Consider the following 22,819-nt stretch of genomic DNA (forward strand, 5'->3'; position numbering starts at 1 on the left):
GCTTGCATCTTCGATTCAGGCTTCGGGCTTCGACGTTCAGTCCGACTCCGGATCGACCCCAAACGCCAGACGCAGCGCCCCCGCCGCATCCGCATGAGCCTGCGCCACCTCCGGCACGAAGCCGCCCATCTTGAAGAACTCGTGGATCATGCCGGCGTACCGCTTGAGCGTGACTTCGTTACCCGCCGCGCGCAGCTTCTCTGCGTACGCAGCGCCCTCGTCGCTCAGCGGATCGTATTCCGCCGTCGCAATCCAGGCGGGCGCGAGGCCGCCGAACACCGGTGCGCCGCGCGTGCCGTCGAGCGGCGCAAAACGCCAGTCGTCGCGATCGCCCGCGTCGCGAACGTACTGCTCGAAAAACCATTGGATGGTGTCGCTCGAAAGCAGATAGCCCTCAGCGAGCCGAGCATGAGAGTCGGTCTGTTGATGCCCTGACGTGCCCGGATAGATCAGCAGTTGCAAAGCCAGTTGCGGCAGACCGGCATCGCGTGCCAGTACCGCGCAGACCGTGGCGAGCGTACCGCCCGCGCTGTCGCCGCCGACGGCGATTCGCCCCGAGTCGACGCCATACAGCGCGGCATTGGCGTGCAGCCAGTGCAACGCATCGAACGCATCGTTCACGGCAGTGGGAAATTTATGTTCCGGCGCAAGCCGATAATCGACCGACAGCACCATGCAGCGCGCGTCGCGCGCGAACATCCGGCACAGGGCGTCATGCGTGTCGACGCTGCCGACCGTAAAGCCGCCGCCATGGTAGTACACGAGCGCCGGCGCGGGCTCAGCCCAGCTCGGCTCCGCTGGCTGATAGAGCCGTGCGCGGATCGTCGCCGCGTCGCGCGTCGGCACCGCGAGATCCTCGACGGAGAACATCGGCGCACCGGCAATCTCCAGAATCGGCGCGCTCTTCTCGTAAGAAGCACGCGCCTCCTGCGCGGTGAGCGTGTGGTACGGCGGGCGCTTCGCGCGCGCGATCATGTCGAGTATCAACTCGATCTGCGGATTCAGCGGCATCGTGCGTCGGGCGGCGCGGGCGCGCCATGGGTGGAGTGAGCGCCGTATGATGCCATGAAGCCGCAGCGCCCCCTTACCCTTCACTCGCCCTTCACTCGCCCTTGACCTCCGGCTTGAGCGAGAGCGGATCGGTCGGATTGCGCTGCTGTTCGATGTCCTCGTGGCGCAGATGCACGGTCGGCAGGATCGCCGGGTGCGTGATGATGTAGAAGCGCCCTGCTTCGATCGCCTCGAACGTGAGCTCCGCGACATCCTTCGCGCTGAGCTTGCCCGACTGCACGGCCCGCTGCAGTTGCTTGCCCGCGGCGAGTTGCGAGCGGGTCGGCGCCGCGTCGTTACGCAAGGTCTCGGGACGGGCGCGTTCGGCGTTGGCGATGCCGGTCGGCACGAAGGCCGGACACAGCAGCGAACACCCCACCTGTCCGCCCGCGTTCTGCAGATCGTGATAGAGCGTCTCCGTCAACGAGACGACCGCGTGTTTGGAGGCGTTGTAGATGCCCATCGCGGGCGGCGACAACAACCCCGCCACCGAAGCCGTATTGACGATATGCGCCGGCTCGTTCTGCCGCAGCATGATCGGCGTGAACACGCGCACGCCGTGCGCGACGCCCATCACGTTGACGCCGAACACCCACGCCCAGTCGTTCGCCGTGCCTTCCCACAGGAAGCCGCCGGCGCCCACGCCCGCGTTGTTGAACAGCAGATGAATCTTGCCGAACGCGTCGAGCGCCGCCAGCGCCAGCGCTTCGACCTGGGTGGCGTCGGCGACGTCGGTCGGCACGCCGATCGCATCGGCGCCGGCCACACGCAAGGCCTCGACGGTTTGCGCAAGCGCGGCGCCATCGACGTCGGCCAGCACCAGCTTCATGCCGAGCGCCGCGCCCTGTTCCGCAAACGCGCGCCCAAAGCCGCTCGCCGCGCCGGTGATGACCGCCACTTTGCCTTCGAACTCGAACATCAGGTGTCTCCGCTAGTGTCCTGAACGCGCAACGTCAGATCAGCCTGACCAGTTGCTTGCCGAAGTTCTTGCCTTTGAGCAGGCCGATAAACGCCTCGGGCGCCCGTTCGAGCCCCTGCGCGATGCTCTCGCGATAATGCAGTTTCTTTTGCGCGACGAGCGTGCCGAGTTGCGTGAGCGCTTCGGGCCACACGTCCGGATGCTCGCTGACGATAAAGCCTTGCACCAGCAAGCGCTGCGTGAGCAACAACGCCGGACGCTTGAGCGGCAGAGGTTCGCCGTCGTAGTTGGCAATCATCCCGCACAGCGCGATGCGGCCGAACGCGTTCATCCGCGCGAGCGTTGCGTCGAGCACCTCGCCGCCGACATTCTCGAAGTAGCCATCGACACCCTCCGGCGTCGCCGCCTTGAGGTCCTGATACAGATTGCCGGCCTTGTAGTCGACGCAGGCGTCGAAGCCGAGGCTCTCGACCACATAGCGGCACTTGTCCTCGCCGCCGGCGATGCCGACCGCCCGTGCCCCCGCCAGCTTCGCCAGTTGCCCGACGACGCTGCCGACCGCCCCGCTCGCCGCGCTGACCACCACCGTCTCGCCGGCTTTGGGCGCGATGATGCGGTTCAGCCCGTACCACGCGGTGACGCCCGGCATGCCCACCGAGCCGAGATAGGCGGAGAGCGGCACATGGGTGTCGTCGACCTTGCGCACGCCAGTGCCGTCGGAGGTGCCGTATTCCTGCCAGCCGAACATCGCGACCACCTTGTCGCCCGCGGCGAACTTCGGATGCTTCGACTCCACCACTTCGCCCACGGTGCCGCCGATCATCACTTCGTCGAGCGGCTGCGGCGCTGCATAGGACTTGCTGTCGTTCATGCGACCGCGCATGTACGGATCGAGCGACAGATAGTGATTGCGCACGCGAAACTGCCCTTCCGCAAGCGGCGCCAGCGGCGTTTCGACGAGCCTGAAGTTGTCCGTTGTGGCCGCGCCTTCCGGACGCGAGGCAAGCACGAGTTGACGGTTGATCTGGGTCATGACGATCGTCTCCATAATTTTAGGTAAGGCCGGCCACCGGTCGACGTGCCGCGCGGGACGTGCGCATAAGCACGTCCCGGCGCCGCCATCAACCGTCGCTGGGACCGGGTTTCGCGGACGGGTCGCTGCGCAGACGCTGATGCGTCACGTCGCGGCCCACGGCAAGACGCCGCATGTACTTGAAAGTGCCGAGCGCCTTGGCGACGAAATGGCCTTCGCTATCGCGGATCTCGCCTTCGCAATAGGCCATCGTAGTCGAACGATGCAGGACGCGCGCAGAAGCGCGCAACTCGCCGCGCCCCGGCTGCATGAAGTTGACCTTCATTTCCACCGTGACGACGCCGACGCCGTCGCCCGCCAGACTGCGCGCGGCCATGGCCAGCGCGACGTCGGCGAGCGTCATGGTCACGCCGCCATGGGCGACCGCCCACGTGTTCATATGGTCCGGCGCGAGCGGCAGAACGACTTCGCTGACACCGTCCGCGGCGGACACCAGTTGCACGCCGAGGAGATCGACAAAGGGACTTTCGAGCACGGCCAATGCGTTGGGGGCAACGCCGGGCGCAGCGGGAGCCGCGGCGGAATGGCCGGACTCCGGGTGGCCGGCCTCTTTCTGCGAATCAGTCATTGCTGCGTGTCAGACGACGTAGTCGACACATTCGCGCGTTTCACGCACCGCGCCGACGAAATCCTTGAGCGCCAGATGCGTGGGATGAACCTGGTAGGCGTCGAGCGCGGCCTTGTCGGTGAAGTCGGACAGCAGCACCACGTCATAGGTCGATTCGAGACCCGGCCCGGCCAGCCCCACTTCGAGGTGCAGGATGCCCGGGACGATGTCGCGGCAGCCTTCGAGCTTTTCCTTGAGCTTGGCAGCGTTTTCCGCGCGGCTCGCGCCTTGTGCCGATTCCTTCAGTTTCCACATGACGATGTGTCGAATCATGGTGTTGCTGGCGGTGCCCGCCAGTCCGTAAAGAGAGAGTTAAGGTGCTTGCCCGGCTTGCCTCGCGGCGTCGTTCAATACCCACGCTCCAGAGCAGGGCATTGACAGACGCATGGATCAGGCAGGCTGAGGCAACTTCCAAGCCTATCAAACTTACGGACTGAGGGGGTCGTTATGTTGAGGCGAAACTGGGGGACTTGAAGCGATGGTGGCGAGACGGTGGCGGCGGTACCCGCACCGGTACCGCCGCTCAGGCGCTGAATCAGGACGACATCACCATGGGATCGTTTCGTTTTCCCAGCGCGTGAACGTCCCGGTGGGACCGTCCGGACCCAGCAGCGCGACGCGCACCGCTTCGCGAGCGCCCTCCTCGACCGTCTCCGTGCCCGAATAGCCGTTGAGATTCGTCCGGGTATAGCCCGGCGAAACCGCGTTGACCTTAATGCCCTCCGGCTCCAGTTCGAGCGCCATGGCGACGGTCAACGCATTAAGCGCCGTCTTCGACGCGGGGTAGACAGGGCCGAAGATCGCCCGGTAGGCGAAGGCCGGATCCGAGTTCGTCGTGAGCGAACCGACGCCACTCGACACGTTGACGATGCGGGCAGCCGGCGCTTCACGCAGCAGCGGCAGCATCGCCTGGTACACGGCCAGCACGCCGAACACGTTGGTGTCCCACACTGCGCGCATTTCATCGAGCGAGACGTTGCTTGGACGGGTCGTCTTCGAGTACGCCTCGACGGACTGACCGGGCTGCTTCCTGGTGTTCGAGATGGCCGCATTCTGGATCAGCACGTCGAGGCGGCCAAATTCGTTGCGCACGCGTTGCGCCGCGGCCGCGATCGAAGCCTGATCCGTCACATCGAGCTGGAGTGCGTGGGCCTGCGGCCCGACCTCGGTGGCCGCAGCCTCGCCGCGCACGAGATCGCGCGACCCGACCAGCACCGTGAAGCCGTGGCCCACGAGATCCTTGGCGATCTGAAGACCGATTCCCTGATTAGCCCCGGTGACGAGAGCGACGGGTTTGTCCTGCATGGCAATCTCCTGGTGGTGTTGCTCTGTGTTGCTCGGAAGCCGGTTTTGCTTCTCGCGTCAAAGCGGTGACACCGGCCGCTCAGCGACGCTCGGCCGCCCATGCTTGCGCGTCGGCGCCGGCCGGAATGTGCAGCGGCGATGACGGGTCGGTCGCCGCCCGCCACACGGCTTCGGCGACGTCCTGTGCCCGCGTGACCGGGGCAGACGTGTCCCCTAAGTGCGCCATGACCTGCTTGACGAGCTCGGCGTAGGCCTCGTGGTCGAAGCCGTGCATGTGGGCGCGCGCGTTGTCGCCGAAGCGGGTGTCGGGCGCACGGCCCGGCAGCACGAGGCGCACCCGCACGCCGAATGGCTCCATCTCCAGCGCCATCGACTCGGTGAACGCGTTCACGGCCGCCTTGCTCGCGCGGTACGCGGCGATCAGCGGCAGCGCCCTCAGCGTCACGCTCGACGTGACGTTCACCACGACGCCGGCCCCGCGCTGCCGAAACTGCGGCAACACCGCTTGCGTCAGCGCGATCGTGCCGAAGGTGTTGGTTTCGAACAGATCGCGCACCGTCGCAAGCGGCACGAGTTCGGCCGGCGACGCCGCGCCGAAACCCGCGTTGTTGACGAGGACGTCGATCGGGCCCGCGGCCTCGACCGCCTCGCGAATGCTCTGCGGATTCGTGACGTCGAGCGCCAGGACGCGCAGACGCTCTGAAGGCGGCAGCAGGTCGGCACGGGGCGTGCGCATCGTGGCGATGACCTGCCAGTCGCGAGCATGGAAGTAGCGGGCGATCTCAAGGCCAAATCCGGACGAGCAGCCGGAGATCAGGACGGTTGGCATAGGTACTCCTGTGGGGGTGGATTGCGTATGCCCCTACGATAGATCGCCGAGTCCGTACTTGCTACAATCAATCATCCGAATTTCATTTGCAGGAGTCCGGCGATGATCGATCCACTGGCCGAAGTGGTCACGCTGCTGCAGCCGGGTGCCCGGTTCTCCAAACTCGTTCTCGGAGCGGGCGCCTGGCGCGTCAGCCGCTCCGATGCCGGCGAGCCGTTCTATTGCGCGATCCTCGAGGGCGGCAGCCGCATAGCAATCGACGGACACGAGCCGATCGCGCTCCAGTCGGGTGACTTCGTCCTGATTCCCGCGGCTTATGGCGTCGCGATGTCCAGTCTCGAGCCGCCGCCAGCGGACGTCGAGACGGCGGCGCCCGTCGCGCTGGGCAACAACGAATTCAGAGTCGGCGCCCCGGACGGCCCGGCCGACGTGCGCATGATGGTGGGCCACTGCAGCTTCGGTTCGCCCGATGCGTCGCTGCTGGTCTCGCTGCTGCCGCAATTCGTGCATGTCCGCGGCGAACAGCGGCTCGCCACGCTTGTGCAACTCGTGCGGGACGAGTCGCGCGAACAGCGGCCCGCGCGCGAGGTCGTGCTCGCACGGCTGCTGGAAGTGCTGCTCATCGAGGCACTGCGCTCTACAACCGGAACCCACGCGTCGCCGGGCCTCGCGCGCGGGCTCGCCGACGGCCGCCTCGCGGCCGCGATCCGCGGGATGCACGCGCACCCGACCCGCGCGTGGACGGTTGCCGAACTGGCGAAGGAGGCTGCGCTGTCGCGCTCGACCTTTTTTGAGCGCTTCAGCCGAGCGGTCGGCATCGCGCCGATGGAATATTTGCTCACCTGGCGCATGGCCCTCGCGAAGGACCTGCTGCGCCGCAATGAAGGCCGTATCGCCGAGATTGCGCAGCGCGTCGGCTATAGCTCCGCCAGCACCTTCAGCGTCGCCTTCACGCGGCACGTCGGCCGGCCGCCGACGCAGTATGCGCGCGAGGAACAGACGGTTGCCCCCACCTGAAACGCAAGCACGCTTTCGCCACCTTTGATACGCTCACGCCTGCCTGACCATCCGCTTACAACGACCCCGTCACACATGAACATCGCTATCGAAGATCCCGCCCAGCCCGACATCATCGCCCTGCTCGAACATGGCGACGCAGAAGCCGCGAAGCTTTATCCGGCGGAGAGCAACCATCTCTTGCCGCTCGATTCGTTGCGCGAACCTGGCGTGCTGTTTCATGTCGCCCGTGACGCCGCCGGCGAAGCGCTGGCGACCGGCGCCGTGGTCCTGAAAGGCGATTGGGCCGAGATCAAGCGCATGTGGGTGGAGCCGCAGGCTCGTGGCCAGGGACTGTCCAAAGCCATCCTCGCGAAGCTCGAGCATCAGGCGCGTGCGCACGGCGTGCGCTGGCTGCGTCTGGAAACCGGCATCGACAGCCATTCGGCGCTCGGTCTCTACGGCCGGGCCGGCTTCGTTGCCCGCGAGCCGTTCGCGGACTACCGGCCCGATCCGTTGAGCGTTTTCATGGAGAAGGATCTGCTGCAACGCTAACGCAGACCGCTTCCAGCCCATCCGCGTACCCACCAGGGGTCCCGCTCAGCGTCCGAGGAAAACATCCCGGTAGGCGCCGTAGATCGACAGCATCGGCACAGCGGTCAGAAGCGGCGTCAGCACCAGGGCGCGCAGCGCCAGCGGCACCATCGGTGCGAACAGCACGGCCACCGTCATCGCGGCGAAGTACATCAGCGTCACAGGCCAGTTGCGTGCGGCACCGCTCAGGCTTGCGATCATCGCGTCATGCGGGGTCATGTCGTGCAGCATCACCAGTGCCGGCGCAAAGCAGGCCGAAGCAATCGCGACCGCAAAGATCGACGCGCCGAGCAGCGATTCAAGCGCGCCGCGCACGCCGTGGTCGCCACCGTAGCTGATCGACAGGTTATGCACGCCGCTAGATGTGACCGAGGCGTTCAACGAAACATGGAACGTCGCCAGCAGGATCACGTAACCGACGGCAACGATCGCCGCGCCGTACAACCCGATCACGCACAGCGCGTTGCTGCGCCGCGCCAGCGCCGCGAACGCTTCGCGCAGCGACACCGGCTGGTCCTTCGTGGCGCCGTCCTGAATCACCATCAGCCCACCCACGACGAGCGGCGCCAGCAGCACCGCCAGCGGACGCAACAGCGGCAGGAACACCAGCGCGGTCGCGAAATCGGCGCAGATCAGCAACACGCTGAGCCACAGCACCGGCTGCACGCCGGCGGCACGCAAGCCGCTCATCAACCAGTCGGCAATCCGCAGAGGATTGACTTCTCTTCCACCGGAAAAAGGCAGTGCCGGGACACGATGGAGACGGGTTTCCTTAGAAACGTCGCTCGGATAATCGATGTTCATGACGATTTCCTCTTTTAAAGCGAAAAGTGGTTATACGGACTACTAAGGGTTCAGATATCCGGTACTTCGGTATTCGGGTACTTCCCGTGCTTCTTCAGGACGTCTGCTGGCGGTCGAGACTCGCCGAGACGACGTCGATTTGCCGCTTCACGTAGCGCGCCATGCCGCGCCAGGTAATCCGCGTCAGCCAGATGCAGAGCGCAAGACCGAGCAGACCGATGGGCAACATCACGATCGCGTAGGTGTACTTGCCGTCCGATCCCGCCACCCGGATCACGTTGTGACCGTCGTTGATGGCAACCTTGCCGTCGGCGATGTCCACCGTGTCCTGGCCGCTATGCGCCGTCAGGTGATGGGTCTTGCCCTGCTCGTCCTGCTCTAGCTTGACGTTGTCGCCGTCGTCGCTCGAGATGTCCCAGACGCCCGACTTGGGATCGGTGCTGGAACGCACGAACGATACTTTCTCGTCGTCGTCTTTCAACTCCAGCGTCACCACTTCGTCGCGAGCGATGCTCCACGTACCGTCGTCGCCCCTCTTCAGCAGATGCCGGGCAGCGTCGGACGAACTCTCGAAGCGGAAGTTGTCGCCGTCGTTATGAATCTCGATCGAGCCGGAGCGCGTCACCAGCTCCAGCTTGCTGTCGTCCTGCAGATTGAAGACGAAACGGTCGCCCACGATCTTCAGGCTCTTCAGATTGCCCGGCGTGTCGTCGTCGCCATCGTCGTCCGCATCCTTCGTCTCCGACGCGCCGGCCGCGGCAGCATTGGCGGGTGCGCTGGCGTTGGTGTCGATGTTGAACGACACCGTGCCATGTCCGGGCTTGCCGAAGAAGTGATGGCCGCTCAAGGCGAGCACCCCAACCAGCCCGGCGATGGTCAACCCCGTGGACACAACGTAGCCGACGGTGAGAATGACCAGGTACACCATGAACGGCACCAGCAGCAGAACGTTCAGCAGGCCCAGCGCGGAAATCGACATGATCACGCGAACCAGGTTGCTGAACGACCGGCGGTCTTGCCACTGACGGTAATTCGCCTGCGCCTTCAGTTCGCGAGCGAGCTTGACCGGGTCGCCGAGGGCCGCGACCACCTCTTCTTCGCGCCGCCCGGCGGCAAGCGCGTCGCCGATGTACTCGCGATAGTCCGCAATGATTTCATCGACCGCATGCTTCGGCAGACTGCTCAACTCCTGCCGTAGCGCTTCAATGAATACTTCCTGCTTCATGGGTTTTCCCCTGGGTTCATTTTTATGCCGGATTGTCCAAGCACGCCGTTGACCTCATCCACGAAACTGCGCCATTCGTCTTCCATCTCCAGCAGACTGCGGCGACCGGTTCCGGTCAGCGAGTAGTATTTGCGCGGCGGCCCGGAGCTCGATTCGACGAGGTAGGTCGACACCCATGCCTCGGCCTGCAGCCGGCGCATCAAAGGGTAGATCGTGCCTTCGCTGATTTCCATGGTTTCAGCGAGCGTCGACACCAGCTCGTACGCGTAGCTATCCCCTCGGGCCAGGACAGCCAGTACGCACATATCGAGCGTTCCTTTTTTTAACTGCGTTTTCATCACATTCCACGGATTGTAGTGTGCGTTGCAAGGTACCGTGCTATGCACTGTCACCGGGCGGACTGATGGCCTCGGTGACCATGGCTGAAATGTAGCAGGGTCTACTGTTTTATGCAAGGTACCGTTTTATACATATCTCCGGATCGTGGTTTTAACCCTGACACAACGCGATCATGCCCCATCAACTCTCGCCCAGCGCCTCGATCGTCGCGTCCAGCAAGGCCCGCAGGCGCGCCACCCGGCGCAGGTCGCGGTGGTAGCCGAACCAGACGTCCCGGCCCGGCGGCGCTTCGCCCAGATCGATACGCCGCAGTCCGGCGGTCGCGTCGCCGAGCAGGCACGGCAGCACCGCAAAACCGCCGCCCTCGGCACACATCCGCGCCTGCGCGCCACGGTTGTTGCTGCCGAACGCGATCCGCGCGTTCGGCAGCATGCGTTTGGCCCACGCCACGTCGGGCAGCGTCCCGAACGCGCTGTCCATCGTGACGAGCGTGTGGCCCTCGCCGTCGCCTGCTTGCGGGGCGACGAGATCCTGACGTCCGTACAACGCGTACTCCATATGCATCAGCTTGCGCTGGATGACGCCGGCCTCGTCGAACGGTGTGATGCGGAACACCAGATCCGCCTCGCGGCGCGCCAGGTTGTAGCGGCGCGAATCCGTCACCAGTTCGATCGACACCCCCCGCTGCCCGGCCAAAAAACGCGCGAACACCGGCGTCAACACGTGGATCCCAAACCAGTCCGACGACGACACGCGCAGCAAGCCCGTCAACTGGGCGTCCTTGCCGGCCAGCGCGCGGGTGAAGCCAAGCGCCTCCTCTTCCATTCGCTCGGCATAGGCTAGTACCGCCGCGCCCTCGTCGGTCAGGACGAAGCCGTCGCGGGTGCGCTGGAACAGCGCTTGCCCCGTCGCCTCCTCGAGCGCGCGCAGACGCCGGCCCATCGTCGGCTGGGTCTGGCCGGCTTGCCGCGCCGCCGCGCCCAACGTGCCAGCCCGGGCAATGGCCAGGAAGATGCGCACGTCGCTCCAGTCCATCTCGCGCCCAATCATTTTCGTTTGATTCCCATGCATCGATGTTGATTTACATGCTGTTTCGCATGGACGAGTATGGACTTTTCGCAGCGCCGACTCAACCGGAACGGAGATCGCCATGTCCATGCACGCCCTCGTACTCAACCGTTACCAAGGTCCCCTCGAACTGACCGAACTCTCCCGGCCGCGCCCGTCGCAGGGTCAGGTGCTCGTGCGGATTGCGGCGAGCGGGCTGAATCCGCTCGATACCAAGATCCGCGCCGGCACTGCCGAGCACGCGAAGCATCCGTTGCCGCTGGTGTTAGGTATCGACATGGCGGGCGTAGTCGAAGCAGTCGGGCCTGGCGTTAGCACGTTCAAGGTCGGTGACGAGGTGTACGGCATGACCGGCGGCGTGGGCGGCATCCAGGGCTCGCTCGCCCAGTACGCAGCCGTCGACGCCGACCTGCTCGCCCTCAAACCGGCGAACCTGTCGATGCGCGAAGCCGCCGCCTTGCCGCTCGCCTTCATCACCGCCTACGCGGGCATCGTGGACCGGGCGCGGCTGCAGGCCGGGCAAACCGTGCTGGTCCAGGGCGGTGCCGGCGGTGTCGGACATGTCGCCGTGCAACTGGCGCGTGCGATCGGCGCGCAGGTGTTCGCCACGGCGAGCACGCGCGATCTGGATTTCGTGGCGAACCTGGGCGCCACGCCGATCGACCATCGGGCGCACACCGTCGAGCAGTATGTGGCGACGTCGACAGACGGCAAAGGCTTCGAACTGGTGGTGGATACGGTCGGCGGCGCGACCCTCGATGCGTCGTTCGCAGCGGTCCGGCACTTCGGCCATGTGGTGAGCGCGCTGGGCTGGGGCACCCATGCCCTCGCGCCGCTGTCGTTTCGAGAAGCGAGCTACTCGGGCGTGTTCACCCTGTATCCGCTGCTCACCGGCGAGCATCGCGCCCATCACGGCGCCATGCTGCGCGAGGCCACGCGGCTCGCGGAAGCGGGCAAGCTCGTGCCGCGTCTCGATCCGCGCCGCTTCGATCTGGGCTCGGCCGAACTCGCCTACGATGCCATCACGAGCGGCACCGCCCGCGGCAAAGTGGTGGTGGAGATAGCCTGAGCGGGGCTTGGAGAACGCACGGCGAGTGGTGGACTGGATCCCAAGGGCGTCAGCCGTACTATCCCGGCGCCACCCGGATCAGATAACCAGCCGCGAAACCTTGGTCCCTTCGAGCGAGATGCCCGCCATCAGTCCAGCGTTGGTCAGCACGAACGCGACCACCGGGCTCATCGCCGTGGAGGTATCGAGATTGCCGTTCGCGCCGATCTTCGCCAGCGCGACGGTGGCGTCCGCCCCGGCCGCCCAGCCCTGGCTTTGCATGAAGCGGTCGAGCGCCTGCTGCGTCAGGAAGGCAAAGATGATGGCCTTGGATTGCGCGCCGATCTGCAGGCCGAACGAGCCGGCGACGGTGCTGTAGTAACCGGTCGTCTGCCCGTCGACGCGCAGGCCGCCCTGCCCGTACTGCCCACCGAACCAGAAACCGGCCGCAAACACCGAAGGAAACACCAGCACACCGCGGGCTTTGCCAAGGATCTCCTGCGAACCATGCACCGAGCTCTGCAGACGGGCGAGCGTCGAATCGATACCGGCGTTGATCGTGTTGCGCTGTTGCGTGTAGTCCTCGGCGGTCTCACCTGAGCCGAGCGGCGTGGTGGTGCAGCCTGCCAGCGTCAGGCCGCTCGACGCGAGAAGCACACTGGTACCGGTAATGAATTGACGTCGGTGCATTGTTGCGTTCCTATGAAGAGAGGGTTGCGCGATAACGGGCACGAATCGCGTTAGTACGGCATTGAAGTCGGTTTTCGATCCCTCTGCAACCGTTTCATTGCACGCGTGTTCCGTCAATAGGTGGTCACACCAGCAAACAGAGCTTGCCGGTAGAATACCGCCCAACCCCAACCCAACCCAGTCCGTCTCGAGGTGCCCGCTATGCCCTTCCTTCGTCTGTTGTGGTCCGGCCGCTCTGCCCGTCTCCTCGCGGCGGGCTTGCTCGCGGCGCTCACGCTCGGTGGCTGTGCCGGGTGGTTCGGCCACGACCCGCTGCGGGTGAGCGTGGCCGGCATCGAACCGCTCGACAACCAGGGGATGGAGATGCGCTTCAACCTGAAGCTGCGAGTCCAGAATCCCAACGAAGACGCGCTGAACTTCGACGGCGTCTCGGTGGATCTGCAGTTGAACGGCAACGCGTTCGCCAGCGGCGTCAGCGATCAGCACGGCACGGTGCCGCGCTACGGCGAGACCGTCGTGAACGTACCGTTGACGGTGCCCGCGTTTGCGGTCCTGCATCAGGCCTACTCGGTCGCCGGCAGCGATACGCTGCCCGGCCAGTATCCCTACATCTTGCATGGACGGCTGGCCGGCGGCCTGACGGGGGGCACGCGCTTTCTCGATCAAGGTGTGCTGTCGCTGCCGTCACTCGGGATAGCCGGGCAGTGATGCCTCGCGAGACCCGCATTTGCCAATCAACCGAACGTCCACGATGAAACTGCATTACATTTTCGATCCGCTATGCGGCTGGTGCTATGCGGTCGCGCCGCTGGTCGAAGCGGCCCGCGCACTGTCCGGGCTCGCCGTCGCGTTCCACGCCGGCGGCATGCTCGCGGGCAGCAACCGGCGTCCCATCACGCCGCAATGGCGCGACTATGTGATGCCGCACGACGCGCGCATCGCGGCGCTCTCCGGTCAGCCGTTCGGTGAGGCGTATTTCGAAGGCCTGCTGCGCGATACCACCGCGATAATGGATTCCGAACCGCCGATCACAGCGATCCTCGCCGCCGAGGCGCTCGACACGCGCGGCCTCGACATGATTCACCGCCTGCAGCGGGCGCATTATGAGGAAGGCCTGCGCATTGCCGACCGTGATGTGCTGACCGGACAGGCGGCCCAACTCGGCCTCGATCCTGTGGCGTTCGCCGCTGAATTCGAGCGGGTCGCCGGCAAGGCGACGCATGACCATATCGCAGCGAGCCGCGCCTTGTTGGCGCGTACCGGTGCGCGTGGTTTTCCGACGTTTGCGGTGGAGCCCGCCAATGGGACGCTCGCGGTTATCGATGCCGGCCAGTTTATCGGCCACCCGGATCAATGGGCCGCGATGTTGCAGCGCCTGCTTCAGGACGAAGCAGACGCCGCGCGCAGCGTGACGCAGCAAGCGAATCCCGCAGCCGACTGCGCCGACGGTAGCTGCGCGCTGCCGGACTGAGCGGCGCTCAGACCACTTCGAACAAGCCCGCCGCGCCCTGCCCGCCGCCGATACACATCGTCACGACCACCAGCTTCGCGCCGCGCCGCTTGCCTTCAATCAGCGCATGTCCGGTCAGACGCGCACCCGACACGCCGTACGGATGGCCCACCGCAATCGCGCCGCCGTTCACGTTGAGCCTGTCGTGCGGGATGCCCAGCTTGTCGGCGCAGTACAGCACCTGCACAGCAAACGCTTCGTTCAGCTCCCACAGGTCGATATCGCCCACTTTCAGGCCGGCCTGCTTGAGCAGCTTCGGCACCGCGAACACCGGCCCAATGCCCATCTCGTCAGGCTCGCAACCCGCCACGGCGAAGCCGCGGAAAATCCCCAGCGGTTGCAGCCCTTCACGTTCGGCCACCTTGGCGTTCATCACCACACAGGCCGACGCGCCGTCCGAAAACTGGCTCGCGTTGCCGGCCGTGATCACGCCGCCCGGCAGCGCCGTGCGAATCTTCGACACGCCTTCGAGCGTCGTGTCGGCGCGGATGCCTTCGTCGGCGGCAATCGTCACTTCCTTCGTAAAGAGCCGGCCGCTGGCCTTGTCGGCGACGCCCGCGAGCACCGTCATCGGGACGATCTCGTCGTTGAACCGGCCGGCTTCCTGGGCGGCCGCCGCACGCTGCTGCGAACGCACGCCGTATTCGTCCTGGCGCTCCTTCGAAATCGAGTAGCGCTTGGCCACGGTCTCGGCGGTCTGCAACATCGACCAGTAGATTTCGGGCTTGTTCTGGTTCAGCCAGCCTTCGGTCATCATGTGGCGGTTCATCTCGTTCTGCACGCACGAGATCGACTCCACCCCGCCCGCGACGAACACCTCGCCCTCACCGGCAATCACCCGCTGCGCGGCCAAGGCGATCGTCTGCAGGCCCGATGAGCAGAAACGGTTGACCGTCATGCCCGGCACGCTGACGGGCAAGCCGCCGCGCAAAGCGATTTGCCGGGCGATGTTGCCGCCCGTCGCGCCTTCCGGATTCGCGCAACCCATGATCACGTCTTCGACGCGAGCCGGATCGAGTTTGGCCCGCTCGACCGCGGCTTGCGTCACATGGCCGCCGAGCGTCGCGCCGTGCGTCAGGTTGAAAGCGCCGCGCCACGATTTGGCAAGACCCGTGCGGGCGGTCGATACGATTACGGCGTCAGTCATGCATGTCTCCTGCTTCCAATGTTGAATGTAGGTCCGCGGCCTGCACGCGCTTGACACCCGCTGCGTGCAGATGGCGCCATGCGGCCTCGAGCGAACCGTTGAGATCGATGGCGCGCGACGCGTCTTCGATCAGCGCAACCTCAAATCCTGCTGCCCGTGCATCGAGCGCGGACCAGGCGACGCAATAGTCCGTCGCAAGGCCACAGCACCAGACGCGCTTCACGCCCACTTCGCGCAGATAGCCCCCGAGGCCCGTCGGCGTCTTGCGATCGGCTTCGAGAAAAGCCGAGTAGCTATCGACGCCGGCGTGGTGCCCCTTGCGAATCACCGCACGTGCATGAGCAATGTCGAGATCCCGATGCAAGGCCGCGCCCGGCGTGTCCTGCACGCAATGGGTGGGCCACAACACCTGCTCGCCATACGGCAGCGTGAGCATGTCGAACGGCGAGCGGCCCGCGTGATTGGCCGCAAACGAGATGTGCGCAGCCGGATGCCAGTCCTGCGTCAGCACGACGTGACTGAACTCACGCGCCAGCCGGTTGATGACCGGTACCACTTCATCGCCGTGCGCGACCGCTAATGCGCCGCCAGGCATGAAATCGTTCTGCACGTCGATGACGAGCAGAACGTCGTCGGCATCTTTCATCGCGGCACCTCGCGTTACCTCGTTCACTTTGCCGTCAGCGGGCTGTCGCTCGCGCGCAGCCCGCCTCACCTGAATCCAGCACTCAGCCGTTGAACCCGCGGCCTTTGCCGGCAAGCTCGGCAATACTCGGCGCGAGTTGCCACGCATCGCCGTTCGGACGCGCGGCATAACCGCGAATCGCCCGTTCGACGTTGTAGAGGCCCACCGTGTCCGCGTACAGCATCGGGCCACCGCGCCACAACGGGAAGCCGTAGCCGGTGAGATAGACCATGTCGATGTCCGACGCCTTCGACGCGATCCCCTCTTCGAGAATCTTCGCGCCTTCGTTGGCGAGCGCGAACACCAGGCGTTCGACGATTTCCGCGTCGCTAATCTTGCGGCGCTCGGCACCCGTCTCCTTCGAGAAGGAAACGATCATCTCGTCGACCAGCTTCGACGGATAGGCCGTGCGGTCGCCTGCCTTGTAGTCGTACCAGCCGCCGCCGGTCTTCTGCCCGAAGCGCCCCGTCTCGCACAGACGGTCGGCGATCTTCGAGTAGTGCATGTCCGGATGTTCCAGATAGCGGCGCTTGCGGATGGCCCAGCCAATATCGTTGCCCGCGAGATCGCTCATGCGGAACGGGCCCATGGCGAAGCCGAATTTCTCGATGGCCTTGTCGACCTGCGCCGGCAACGCGCCTTCTTCGAGCATGAAGAGCGCCTGGCGGATGTATTGCTCGATCATCCGGTTGCCGATGAAGCCGTCGCACACGCCCGACACCACCGCGGTCTTCTTGATCTTCTTCGCCAGTTGCATGACGGTGGCGAGCACGTCCTTCGCCGTTTCCTTGCCGCGCACCACTTCGAGCAGCTTCATCACGTTGGCCGGGCTGAAGAAGTGCATGCCGACCACGTCCTGCGGACGCTTCGTGAAGGCGGCGATCTTGTCCACGTCGAGCGTGGAGGTGTTCGATGCGAGGATCGCGCCGGCCTTCGCGACTTCATCCAGACGCTTGAACACCTGCTCCTTCACACCGAGTTCTTCGAACACGGCTTCGACGATCAGGTCGGCGTTTTTCAGGTCGTCGTAGGACAACGTGGGGGTGATCAGCGCCATGCGCTGTTCGAGCGCCTCGGGCTTCAGCTTGCCCTTCTTGACGGTGGCTTCGTAGTTCTTGCGAATCGTCGCGATGCCGCGGTCGAGCGCTTCCTGCTTCGTTTCGAGCAGCGTGACCGGCAGGCCCGCGTTGATGAAGTTCATCGCGATGCCGCCGCCCATCGTGCCGGCGCCGATCACGGCAACCTGTCTGATCTCGCGTGTAGCGGTGTCCGAGGGCACATCGGGAATCTTGCTGGCTGCACGCTCGCCGAAGAACGCATGACGCAGCGCGCGGCTCTCCGGCGTCTGCACCAGTGCCATAAAGCATTCGCGTTCGAACGCGAGGCCCTTGTCGAAACCGTTCTTGACACCCGCTTCGACCGCGTCGATGCACTTGTGCGGCGCCGGGAAATTCTTCGCAATGCCCGCGACGCTATTGCGCGCGAACTGGATGAAGCCTTCGGCATTCGCATGCTCGATCTTGCGATCGCGCACCTTCGGATGCGGACCGGCCTGCGCACCGACCTTGCGTGCAAAGGCGAGCGCGGCTTCCGCCAGACTGCCGTCCACCACTTCGTCGAACAGGCCCGAGCCGGCCAGTTTCTCCGACATCACCGGCGCACCGGACACGATCATATTGAGCGACGCTTCGAGGCCAATGGCGCGCGGCAGACGCTGCGTGCCGCCCGCGCCCGGCAGGATGCCGAGCTTCACTTCCGGCAGCGCGATCTGCGCACCGGGCGAGGCGATCCGGTAATGCGCGCCGAGCGCGAGTTCCAGGCCACCGCCCATGGCGACGCTATGGATCGCCGCGACGACCGGCTTCGCGCTGCCTTCTACGGCCTTGATGACCGTATGCAGTGTCGGTTCCTGCGTCGCTTTGGGAGTATTGAATTCGGTGATGTCCGCGCCGCCCGAGAAGGCCTTGCCGGCGCCCGTCAGCACGATGGCCTTGATGGCCGGATCGTTCTGCGCGCGCTCGAGCCCTTCGACGATGCCGGCTCGCGTCGACAGACCGAGCCCATTGACCGGGGGATTGTTTAGCGTAATGACGGCGACGCCGTCATGAGTCGTGTAGTCCACTGCCATCTGCCTGCCTCCATGCGGTAAGGCAGCGCATCGCGCGCTGCCTGTGCCGGTTCATTGTCCGACATTCCGGGTCAGCAAGCAGAATACACAAAAAAAGCACGCTCGTTCAATTTATTGGGGGAGCGGGTTTGCCCTGGTGTGATGACGGGCCCCGGTTCGATCTCCGGGTCCGACCTTTGGGTCGGATGCTTGACTCAGACCGCGCCCTGCAGCGCCGAGGGCAACACGTGATCGCGATAGATCTCACGCAGCCTGAGTTTCTGCAGCTTGCCGGTGGCCGTGTGCGGCAACTCGTCGACGAACACCACGTCGTCGGGTATCCACCATTTCGCCACCTTGCCGTCGTAGAAGGCAATCAGCTCGTCGCGCGTCACCTCGGCGCCCTTGCGCTTGACCACCACCAGCAAGGGCCGCTCGGTCCACTTGGGATGCGAACACGCAATGCATGCCGCCTCGGCCACCGCCGGATGCGCGATCGCGACGTTCTCGATGTCGATCGAGCTGATCCATTCGCCGCCGGACTTGATCACGTCCTTGCTGCGGTCGGTGATGTGCAGGAAGCTGTCCGGGTCGATGGTCGCGACGTCGCCGGTCGGAAACCAGCCGTCGACGAGCGGCGAGGCGTCCTTGCGGAAATACCGGTCGATCACCCACGGGCCGCGTACATGCAGATCGCCGAACGCGACGCCGTCCCACGGCAGTTCGCCGCCGTCCGGACCGACGATCTTCATATCGACACCGTAGATCACGTGGCCCTGCTTCTCGCGCAGCTTGCGCTGCTCGTCAGGCGAGCGCTGCGACTGCTCCCATGTGAGTTTCGACAGCGTGCCGAGCGGCGACATCTCCGTCATCCCCCATGCATGGATCACCTCGACGCCGTAGTCGTCCTGGAAAGCGCGCAGCATGGCCGGCGGGCACGCCGAGCCGCCGATCACCGTGCGATTGAGCGAAGAAAAGCGCACGCCGGCCTGCTTCATGTAGGTGAGCAGGCCGAGCCAGACGGTCGGCACGCCGGCCGAATAGGTGACGCGTTCGGCCTCCATCAATTCGTAGAGCGACTTGCCGTCGAGGTCCTTGCCGGGGAAGACCAGCTTGGCGCCCGTCAACGGCGCCGCGTGCGGAATGCCCCAGGCGTTCACATGGAACATCGGCACCACCGGCAGCACGGAGTCGCGCGCCGACAGGCTCATCGCGTCCGGCAACGACGCGCCGTAGGCATGCAACACCGTCGAGCGATGCGAGTACAGCGCGCCCTTCGGATTGCCCGTGGTTCCGGACGTATAGCAAAGGTAAGAGGCCGCGCGTTCGTCGACCGGCGGCCATTCGTACGCGCCGTTCTGCGCCGCCAGCAGCGTCTCGTAGCTGAGCACCGGCGTCTGCATCGGCGGCAGGTGGGCGTCGTCGGTCAGCGCGATCCAGCCGCGTACCTTCGGACACTGCGGCGCGAGCGTATCGACCAGCGCGGCGAACGTGATGTCGAACAGCACGTAGCTGTCGTCGGCGTGATTGACGATGTAAGCGATCTGCTCGGGAAAGAGCCGCGGATTGATCGTATGGCACACGGAACCGAAGCCGGTCGTGCCGTAGTACGCCTCCAGATGGCGGTAGCCGCACCACGCGAGCGTCGCGACCCGCTCGCCCGGCTGCACGCCGAGCGCAATCAGGGCCTGCGCCAGTTGCTTCGCGCGTTTTTCGCAGTCGCGGTAGGTATAGCGATGCACGTCGCCTTCGATGCGCCGCGAGACGATTTCCGTGTCGCCGAAATGCCGCGCGGCATGCGCGAGCAGCGAAGACACGGTGAGCGGCATGTCCATCATCTGGCCCAGCAACGGCGTCGTCATAAGCAGCAGTCTCCTGGCGGTATTTCCGCCATCTCTCTCAGGTTCGATGCCGCGCGGCGCCGGGCCGGCGGCGCAAGCAACCGGCCAGCCAGCAGCGCCGCGGGCGCCGACTTACAATATCGGTTAATCCAGAGGCGCTCAACATGTCGTTTTCCCCAAGCATTTCCGGCCTGTCCGGGTCGATGGCGGCGCTCGCCGAGGCCCTCGGCACCCCGCGCGAAGGCACCTTCGCCCAGCTCGGCAACGTGTTTATGACCCGTCTGCCGGCGCAGCCGCTCAGCGCGCCCTATGTGGTCGGCTTTTCTGCCGGGACCGCCGCGCTGCTCGGTTTCGACGCCAGTCTGGCGCACGATCCCGCCTTCGCCGAGTTCTTCTCCGGCAATACCACACGTGACTGGCCCGCCGAGGCGATGCCGTATGCCTCGGTGTATTCGGGCCATCAGTTCGGCGTATGGGCCGGCCAGCTCGGCGACGGCCGTGCGCTGGGCCTGGGCGAAGTCGCGCACGACGGCGCCCGTTACGAGCTGCAGCTCAAGGGCGCGGGACGCACGCCCTATTCCCGCATGGGCGACGGCCGCGCGGTGCTGCGCTCGTCGATCCGCGAGTATCTGTGTTCGGAAGCCATGCATCACCTCGGCATTCCGACGACCCGCGCGCTGTGCGTGATCGGCTCCGACCAGCCGGTGCGGCGCGAGGAAATCGAAACCGCGGCGGTCGTCACGCGCGTCGCGCCCAGCTTCATCCGCTTCGGCCACTTCGAGCATTTCTATTCCAACGACCGCGTCGATGCGCTGCAAGCGCTCGCCGATCACGTGATCGAGCGCTTCTACCCGCACTGCAAGGAAGCGGACGATCCGTATCTCGCGCTGCTGAACGAAGCGGTTTTGTCCACGGCGGATCTGCTCGCGCAATGGCAGGCGGTCGGCTTCTGCCACGGCGTGATGAACACGGACAACATGTCGATCCTCGGCCTCACGATCGACTACGGCCCGTTCGGCTTCCTCGACGGCTTCGATGCGGGCTACATCTGCAATCACTCCGATTCGCAGGGCCGCTACGCCTACCGGATGCAGCCGCAGATTGCCTACTGGAACCTCTTCTGCCTCGCCCAGGGGCTGTTGCCGCTGCTCGGCCAGCAGCACGACGAAAGCGTGCGCGGCGAGGCAGCGGTGAAGGACGCGCAGGGTGTGCTCGAAGGCTTCAAGGACCGCTTTGCGCCGGCGCTCGAACAGCGCATGCGCGCCAAGCTCGGCCTGCAAACCGAACGCCCGGGCGACGACGTCCTGGCCAACCGCCTGTTCGAAGTGATGCAGGCAAACCGCGCGGATTTCACGCTGACCTTCCGCAACCTGGCGCGTGTATCGAAGCACGATGCGAGCGGCGACGCACCGGTCCGCGACCTGTTTCTGGACCGTGCCGCGTTCGATGTCTGGGTGAACGACTACCGCGCGCGGCTGTCCGAAGAAACACTCGACGATGCCGAACGCGCCATTGCAATGAACCGCGTGAACCCCAAATTCATTCTTCGCAATCACCTGGCCGAAACGGCGATTCGCCGCGCCAGGGAGAAGGACTTTTCGGAAGTCGAGCGGCTGGCGGCGGTGCTGCGCCGTCCCTTCGACGAACAACCGGAACACGAGGCGTATGCCGCGCTGCCGCCCGACTGGGCGAGTTCGCTGGAAGTCAGTTGTTCGTCATAAGGCATGCGGCCGCGCCTCTAACAAAGCTGGATAAAGACAGAACCCCGAGACAGGAACCGACCATGAACCCAGACGACACCCAAACCCCCGCGCCCGCCGTGCAGAAAGACGATGCCGAATGGCGCCAGCAGTTGTCCGATGTCGAGTACCAGGTGACCCGCCACGCCGCCACCGAGCGCCCGTTCACCGGCCGTTATCACGACCACTGGGACCGCGGCATCTATGACTGCGTCTGCTGCGGCACGCCGCTGTTCGAATCGGACACCAAGTTCGACGCGGGCTGCGGCTGGCCGAGCTACTTCAAGCCGATCAACGGCGAAGTGATCGCCGAGAAAACCGACCGCTCGCACGGCATGCTGCGCATCGAGGTGCAATGCAAGCATTGCGGCGCGCATCTCGGCCACGTCTTCGAAGACGGTCCGGCGCCGACCGGACTGCGCTACTGCATCAATTCGGCTGCGCTACAATTCGAGCCCAAGTAACGCAACGCGGGCAGCGCGGGTCCGGCGGCGTGGCTGGGCGGCGCGTGGCCGTCCGGCGATGCACACGCCAATCCGAACCCTTCAGCCCGCCTGCGAACCGGCCACCCGGCGCCGGCCGCCAGCCGGCCGCCGCGACGGTTACACACAGCACGCGTAGCATGGGCGCGAAGCGCCCTTCACTTTGCGCTCAACTTTCGCTCATTTCTCCAGATCCCCGCCCAGATAATGAAATTCCTGTTCGATCTGTTCCCGATCATCCTGTTTTTCGTCGCGTTCAAGCTGTGGGGCATTTTCACGGCCACGGCGGTGGCGATCGTCGCCACGCTGGTGCAGATCGCCTGGGTGGCGTTCCGGCACCGCAAAGTGGACCCGATGCTGTGGGTGAGCCTCGGGGTCGTCACGGTGTTCGGCGGCGCCACGCTGGTGCTGCACAACGACACCTTCATCAAATGGAAGCCGACCGTGCTGTACTGGGCGTTTTCGGTCGCGCTGATCGTTTCGCAACTGGCGTTCAACAAGAACCTGATCGAGGCGATGATGGGCAAGCAGATCACGCTGCCGCATCGCATCTGGAGCCAGCTCAGCATCATCTGGGCGGTGTTCTTCGTGCTGCTGGGCATTCTCAACCTGTTCGTGGCCTACCACTTCTCGACCGACGCCTGGGTGAACTTCAAGCTGTTCGGCGCGACCGGCTGCCTCGTGGTGTTCATTGTCGGCCAGAGCCTGTGGCTGTCGAAGTACATGAAGGAAGAAGAGTGA

Annotated in this window: 24 protein-coding genes; 8 read left to right on the top strand and 16 right to left on the bottom strand. The window is 65.2% G+C overall.

Features of this window, described 5'->3' with window-relative positions:
- Positions 1 to 36: 36 nt before the first annotated feature.
- From P3T42_RS02410 to P3T42_RS02440, 7 genes are all read right to left on the bottom strand, one after another.
- On the bottom strand, positions 37 to 1,011 hold the full coding sequence (locus P3T42_RS02410; RefSeq protein ID WP_074298796.1) for an alpha/beta hydrolase: 975 nt from the start codon (positions 1,009 to 1,011) through the stop codon (positions 37 to 39).
- 91 nt (positions 1,012 to 1,102) lie between these two features.
- Entirely contained in the window at positions 1,103 to 1,969 is an 867-nt protein-coding gene (locus tag P3T42_RS02415; RefSeq protein ID WP_074298793.1) for an SDR family oxidoreductase, read from the bottom strand.
- 34 nt (positions 1,970 to 2,003) lie between these two features.
- Entirely contained in the window at positions 2,004 to 3,002 is a 999-nt protein-coding gene (locus P3T42_RS02420) for an NADP-dependent oxidoreductase (protein ID WP_074298791.1), read from the bottom strand.
- Between the two features lie 88 nt (positions 3,003 to 3,090).
- Complete coding sequence (locus P3T42_RS02425; RefSeq protein WP_074301602.1) at positions 3,091 to 3,537, bottom strand: PaaI family thioesterase; 447 nt, start codon at positions 3,535 to 3,537, stop codon at positions 3,091 to 3,093.
- Between the two features lie 102 nt (positions 3,538 to 3,639).
- Positions 3,640 to 3,942, bottom strand: a complete 303-nt coding sequence (locus P3T42_RS02430) for a Dabb family protein (protein ID WP_429305083.1) — start codon at positions 3,940 to 3,942, stop codon at positions 3,640 to 3,642.
- A gap of 273 nt (positions 3,943 to 4,215) precedes the next feature.
- Positions 4,216 to 4,974, bottom strand: coding sequence for an SDR family oxidoreductase (locus P3T42_RS02435; RefSeq protein WP_429305084.1), 759 nt, complete (start codon positions 4,972 to 4,974; stop codon positions 4,216 to 4,218).
- Between the two features lie 79 nt (positions 4,975 to 5,053).
- Positions 5,054 to 5,803: an SDR family oxidoreductase gene (locus tag P3T42_RS02440; protein WP_429305085.1), complete on the bottom strand. Its 750-nt coding sequence runs from the start codon at positions 5,801 to 5,803 to the stop codon at positions 5,054 to 5,056.
- Between the two features lie 102 nt (positions 5,804 to 5,905).
- Here P3T42_RS02440 and P3T42_RS02445 point away from each other — a divergent pair, with 102 nt between their 5' ends.
- Positions 5,906 to 6,820 carry an AraC family transcriptional regulator gene (locus P3T42_RS02445; protein WP_429305086.1) on the top strand — a complete coding sequence of 305 codons (915 nt, stop codon included), beginning with the start codon at positions 5,906 to 5,908 and terminating at the stop codon, positions 6,818 to 6,820.
- Between the two features lie 75 nt (positions 6,821 to 6,895).
- Positions 6,896 to 7,354 carry a GNAT family N-acetyltransferase gene (locus P3T42_RS02450; protein ID WP_074298774.1) on the top strand — a complete coding sequence of 153 codons (459 nt, stop codon included), beginning with the start codon at positions 6,896 to 6,898 and terminating at the stop codon, positions 7,352 to 7,354.
- A gap of 45 nt (positions 7,355 to 7,399) precedes the next feature.
- Here P3T42_RS02450 and P3T42_RS02455 read toward each other — a convergent pair whose 3' ends face one another.
- From P3T42_RS02455 to P3T42_RS02470, 4 genes are all read right to left on the bottom strand, one after another.
- Complete coding sequence (locus tag P3T42_RS02455; protein ID WP_074298772.1) at positions 7,400 to 8,197, bottom strand: BPSS1780 family membrane protein; 798 nt, start codon at positions 8,195 to 8,197, stop codon at positions 7,400 to 7,402.
- Between the two features lie 94 nt (positions 8,198 to 8,291).
- Positions 8,292 to 9,422: a DUF1700 domain-containing protein gene (locus P3T42_RS02460; protein ID WP_074298770.1), complete on the bottom strand. Its 1,131-nt coding sequence runs from the start codon at positions 9,420 to 9,422 to the stop codon at positions 8,292 to 8,294.
- The gene (locus tag P3T42_RS02465; RefSeq protein ID WP_074298769.1) at positions 9,419 to 9,760 is read right to left on the bottom strand and encodes a PadR family transcriptional regulator; all 342 of its coding nucleotides are present in this window, start codon (positions 9,758 to 9,760) and stop codon (positions 9,419 to 9,421) included. The genes P3T42_RS02460 and P3T42_RS02465 overlap by 4 nt, the downstream gene beginning before the upstream one ends.
- Positions 9,761 to 9,941: 181 nt before the next feature.
- Positions 9,942 to 10,796, bottom strand: coding sequence for a LysR family transcriptional regulator (locus P3T42_RS02470; RefSeq protein WP_429305253.1), 855 nt, complete (start codon positions 10,794 to 10,796; stop codon positions 9,942 to 9,944).
- Between the two features lie 115 nt (positions 10,797 to 10,911).
- Here P3T42_RS02470 and P3T42_RS02475 point away from each other — a divergent pair, with 115 nt between their 5' ends.
- Complete coding sequence (locus tag P3T42_RS02475; protein ID WP_429305087.1) at positions 10,912 to 11,898, top strand: zinc-dependent alcohol dehydrogenase family protein; 987 nt, start codon at positions 10,912 to 10,914, stop codon at positions 11,896 to 11,898.
- Positions 11,899 to 11,976: 78 nt separating this feature from the next.
- On the opposite strand, the gene P3T42_RS02480 is transcribed toward P3T42_RS02475, so the two are convergent.
- Positions 11,977 to 12,567 carry a BPSL1445 family SYLF domain-containing lipoprotein gene (locus P3T42_RS02480; RefSeq protein ID WP_074298761.1) on the bottom strand — a complete coding sequence of 197 codons (591 nt, stop codon included), beginning with the start codon at positions 12,565 to 12,567 and terminating at the stop codon, positions 11,977 to 11,979.
- 201 nt (positions 12,568 to 12,768) lie between these two features.
- Between P3T42_RS02480 and P3T42_RS02485 the strand changes: the two genes are divergently transcribed.
- Together P3T42_RS02485 and P3T42_RS02490 are read left to right on the top strand one after the other, a co-directional pair.
- Entirely contained in the window at positions 12,769 to 13,275 is a 507-nt protein-coding gene (locus P3T42_RS02485; RefSeq protein ID WP_143788413.1) for an LEA type 2 family protein, read from the top strand.
- 43 nt (positions 13,276 to 13,318) lie between these two features.
- The gene (locus P3T42_RS02490; protein ID WP_429305088.1) at positions 13,319 to 14,038 is read left to right on the top strand and encodes a DsbA family protein; all 720 of its coding nucleotides are present in this window, start codon (positions 13,319 to 13,321) and stop codon (positions 14,036 to 14,038) included.
- 7 nt (positions 14,039 to 14,045) lie between these two features.
- Here the strand turns inward: P3T42_RS02490 and P3T42_RS02495 are convergent, their stop codons facing one another.
- The 4 genes from P3T42_RS02495 to P3T42_RS02510 all read right to left on the bottom strand — a co-directional run bounded on the left by P3T42_RS02495 (position 14,046) and on the right by P3T42_RS02510 (position 19,878).
- Positions 14,046 to 15,224: an acetyl-CoA C-acyltransferase gene (locus P3T42_RS02495; protein ID WP_429305089.1), complete on the bottom strand. Its 1,179-nt coding sequence runs from the start codon at positions 15,222 to 15,224 to the stop codon at positions 14,046 to 14,048.
- Positions 15,217 to 15,870 carry a bifunctional nicotinamidase/pyrazinamidase gene (gene pncA, locus P3T42_RS02500; RefSeq protein ID WP_429305090.1) on the bottom strand — a complete coding sequence of 218 codons (654 nt, stop codon included), beginning with the start codon at positions 15,868 to 15,870 and terminating at the stop codon, positions 15,217 to 15,219. The genes P3T42_RS02495 and pncA overlap by 8 nt, the downstream gene beginning before the upstream one ends.
- Before the next feature lie 82 nt (positions 15,871 to 15,952).
- Positions 15,953 to 18,037, bottom strand: a complete 2,085-nt coding sequence (locus P3T42_RS02505; RefSeq protein ID WP_429305091.1) for a 3-hydroxyacyl-CoA dehydrogenase NAD-binding domain-containing protein — start codon at positions 18,035 to 18,037, stop codon at positions 15,953 to 15,955.
- A gap of 194 nt (positions 18,038 to 18,231) precedes the next feature.
- Complete coding sequence (locus P3T42_RS02510) at positions 18,232 to 19,878, bottom strand: 3-(methylthio)propionyl-CoA ligase (RefSeq protein ID WP_429305092.1); 1,647 nt, start codon at positions 19,876 to 19,878, stop codon at positions 18,232 to 18,234.
- A 143-nt stretch (positions 19,879 to 20,021) separates the two neighbouring features.
- On the opposite strand from P3T42_RS02510, the gene P3T42_RS02515 reads away from it, so the two are divergent.
- The 3 genes from P3T42_RS02515 to P3T42_RS02525 all read left to right on the top strand — a co-directional run bounded on the left by P3T42_RS02515 (position 20,022) and on the right by P3T42_RS02525 (position 22,819).
- Positions 20,022 to 21,578 (top strand): protein adenylyltransferase SelO, encoded by a 1,557-nt coding sequence (locus P3T42_RS02515; protein ID WP_074298749.1) that lies wholly within the window; start codon positions 20,022 to 20,024, stop codon positions 21,576 to 21,578.
- Between the two features lie 62 nt (positions 21,579 to 21,640).
- Positions 21,641 to 22,060 carry a peptide-methionine (R)-S-oxide reductase MsrB gene (gene msrB, locus P3T42_RS02520; RefSeq protein ID WP_074298747.1) on the top strand — a complete coding sequence of 140 codons (420 nt, stop codon included), beginning with the start codon at positions 21,641 to 21,643 and terminating at the stop codon, positions 22,058 to 22,060.
- A gap of 225 nt (positions 22,061 to 22,285) precedes the next feature.
- A complete protein-coding gene (locus P3T42_RS02525; RefSeq protein ID WP_074298746.1) occupies positions 22,286 to 22,819 on the top strand; it encodes a septation protein A in 534 nt (177 codons plus the stop codon).

Source organism: Paraburkholderia sp. GAS38 (genome assembly GCF_050434965.1).
Taxonomy (GTDB): domain Bacteria; phylum Pseudomonadota; class Gammaproteobacteria; order Burkholderiales; family Burkholderiaceae; genus Paraburkholderia; species Paraburkholderia phenazinium_A.